This window comes from Nostoc sp. CHAB 5836, assembly GCF_020829445.1.
In the GTDB taxonomy this organism is placed as follows: domain Bacteria; phylum Cyanobacteriota; class Cyanobacteriia; order Cyanobacteriales; family Nostocaceae; genus Nostoc.
Map to the genome: position 1 here is coordinate 1 of NZ_JAIVFV010000344.1, position 3,100 is coordinate 3,100.

Sequence of the window (3,100 nt, forward strand, 5' to 3'; positions counted from 1 at the left end):
CAAAAATCAAACCGGATTCCTATAATTACGAATTACTGTCTTCTCTACGAGACGCTCCGCGAACGTAGCGGTAGCGACGCAGGAGTGTCATTACGAATTACAAATTAAGTAAGTTGGCGCGAAAAAACCTAAATATGTTACGAAACGTAAATAGGGTTAAAACCTTTGTAAATGACGAAGGACAAATGACAAACGACAGCCTTAGCCAGTTAGCTTTAATTGCGCCGACCTACTTACATAGCTGTTTCTCAATAATTCGTAATTATTGAATGTTAATTTTGAATTATTTGGTTATGGATCAATACGCTTGGGTTAAGGATTTTCTGGAGAACCATAGGCTTGAACGCACCGCCAACCAAATCTTGCGATTATGGTTGGGGATTCTTGCGCTTTTGAAGCCAAAAGACTTCTAAGCGTTCCCAGGCATACTGGCGTCCTCAGTGGATCGTAGAAACTTTTGTCTACGCAAACCCCAGAAAAACTAGCAATTCCTAAATAAATAATTGCTGTAAATGGTCGTGCCTCTACGAAATTTCGCTTTGCCGTACCAGTGTTATTCTACTACAATGAAGATTCACTTTTATTTTGATTCTCCCTAACCCCACCTAAAATGTAAACATTTCCAAGTATTTTTAGGTGGGGACTGGGGGAGAACATTTCTGTTCAATACACTTGGGTTAAGCATTTCTTCCTTCTCTCTTCTCTTCCTTTGCGTCCAACTCTTACGAGACGCACTCGCGTTTGCGTCCTTCTCCCAGGGGGAGACGCTACGCGATCGCGGTTCGTTAACAAAATTGACTTTGACAAAGAGTTTTAGCCTTAACTGAACCCTATTGCCATAGACCTGTAGAGACGTTGCATTGCAACGTCTCTACACTGTCTACTGGACAAGGGTTTTAGTCTTATCCCAAGGGTATTGGGTTATGGATATCTTCTGCTACCAGCACCCACTACACCGATTTTGTGACGATAGGAGAGTTCAGCACCAAACCAGCCGGAAATGCTAGTCAGTGTACCAACAATGAGCGAGAGTAACAGCCCCCAAGGTACTATTCGTGACTCAGCGTCGCCTAAACGCAGGAGGAAATTGACGAGTGTTAAAACTAGTAGAGAAACGTTAAGTATCAAATGTGCCCAACCGGCGCTGCGCTTGCGAACTCGTTCAATTTTCAAAAAGTCGCTGAGGCCGATCGCTGCTGCAAGCAGACCCCCTGCTAATCCCAGTCCGATTAACCATAGCGAAGCCCTAGCCCAAAAGGAATCACCAGTTAACCAGTAGCCAATGTCACTTCCCAAGGCGGCGGCTAAAAAGGCTATGGGAAAGATCACACTCAGGGGATGTAGGGGATGTCCCGCGATCGCAACTGTACTCGGTACGCCAGTATCACGATACTCACTGTCGTTACTTTCAATCAGCGGTGGAATATTTGGGAAAGGTGTTGAACTTGTTTGCGTTGTTTCTGTAGTTTCCATTATTTACTATCCTGAATTTATTAGTATCCCAATAGGGTTCGGTTGAATACGCTTGGGTTAAGCCGTAAAAATAAATTTGCGTAGGTTGGGGAGAAACCCAACACGTTTTCGAGCATTTGTTGGGTAACACTAAAGTTCAATCCAACCTACAATTCTCCTTAACCCAAGCGTATTGGAACAGTATTGATTAGTATCCTATTTTGAAGCTGAAGGAATTTTTTCAATATAAGCTGAAGCTTGTAGTGTTAATTTGCCTACTTCTACTTTTAGATGGTTAACTTGCAGATTCATACCTTCTAAATCAAAGTTATTCAAATTCAAAATTTCGCTAGTTTCGTCTATAAAAGCTTTTGTCAACTCTGGCGATATCTCCTCACTTTCGCCATACTCAACATTTTCCAAAGCAACAGTTTTTCCATTAGCACTGATCCGGGGTACTGCGGAAAAAGCAACTTGCTGATTTTCACCTGTTTCTACTAATTTAATGCTGGCATTTAGTGCTATCTTCCCATCACCTGGTAGTCGAAATTCTATATGTTGAGGATTAATAGTCCTGAGTTCCCCCTTAATATGTATTTTTTGAGTTTGCAGCTGTGAACGCACATATTCAGAGTTGAATGCACGATTGATATCAGTTTCGGTTAACACAACCAGTGCCTTAGCTTCAGTAGGTTTAGTAAGTTCAATTTTCCCAAAAGCCATACTCAGAGGATTAATGGCAACACTAGTCATTTGCATTTCTAATTCCTCCATGCGGAGGTCTTTCTGCATAACCAAACCTTCACCTTGAATTGTGACTGCATCCACTTCTCCCTGAACCAGTTTCAGTGGGTCAGTTTTGATGTTTACATCTAAATTTTCTACTTCATCTAATTGGCTAGATAATCCTATTTCTGTCGCTTTATTTAGCGCCTGCTCTCCCAATCCAGGACTGTCTGGCATTATTAAATTAACTCCTAACTTTAAATATGTACATAGCAGTCCTAAATCATTGTTGAGAATTTGAGCTTGTTTAGTACCTGACAATTCAGGTCATGTGGAAAAGTCCATCAAAAACCTAACCCCCTTCCCGGATCGGGAAGGGGAAAATTCAAAGTCTCTCTCCTAAAAGGAGAGAGAAATAGAAGAGAGGTTTTCCAGATGACCTGAATTGTCAGGTTTAGGACTTACGCAATAACTTTCTGAAACTCTTATTCCCTTGTGTTCTTCTCTAACTAGACGCTGCGCGAATGCGTCGTTTGCGGTTCGTTTTTTCATGATTTTGCGTAAGTCCTGTTGTTACCTCGCTGTAGTCCTCTGTTAGCAACCGGGTACAGCGTTAGCGGGGAGGTCAATTTTTTTGCAACTTATTTAGGATTGCTATCTACTTCAACCAATTTAATAATACAGGATCAAAATTTTATCTATCGCGCGATGGAATTTAGATTTAAATATTCTCTATCTAAAAGCATAAGTACATTAATATTTATCATCATGAAAAAATTATATCCCAAGTTTTTCAGAGGATGTTTTAAAAGTGGGGGGCTAGTGTAAGAAAGCTCACAAGGCGTATGCTGAATTTTGTAGAAACCAGCACCCTGTGAGCGAATGACTAAAGCATACCGTAGCAATCTGACCTGGGAACAGT

At 41.2% G+C, this 3,100-nt stretch carries 3 protein-coding genes; all 3 read right to left on the reverse strand.

From position 1 onward, the window contains the following. Positions 1 to 921: 921 nt before the first annotated feature. On the reverse strand, positions 922 to 1,473 hold the full coding sequence (locus tag LC605_RS32115) for a DUF2231 domain-containing protein (protein WP_229551416.1): 552 nt from the start codon (positions 1,471 to 1,473) through the stop codon (positions 922 to 924). A gap of 195 nt (positions 1,474 to 1,668) precedes the next feature. Beyond that, positions 1,669 to 2,415: a DUF2993 domain-containing protein gene (locus LC605_RS32120; protein WP_229551418.1), complete on the reverse strand. Its 747-nt coding sequence runs from the start codon at positions 2,413 to 2,415 to the stop codon at positions 1,669 to 1,671. Positions 2,416 to 2,876: 461 nt separating this feature from the next. Then, positions 2,877 to 3,100: hypothetical protein (locus LC605_RS32125; protein WP_229551417.1), on the reverse strand; the 224-nt coding region annotated here is incomplete at its 5' end.

Excerpts from the sequence above, each read along its gene's own strand:
- LC605_RS32115 (WP_229551416.1), bottom strand. The coding sequence starts at position 1,473 with ATGGAAACTACAGAAACAACGCAAACAAGTTCAACACCTTTCCCAAAT.
- LC605_RS32120 (WP_229551418.1), bottom strand. The coding sequence starts at position 2,415 with ATGCCAGACAGTCCTGGATTGGGAGAGCAGGCGCTAAATAAAGCGACA.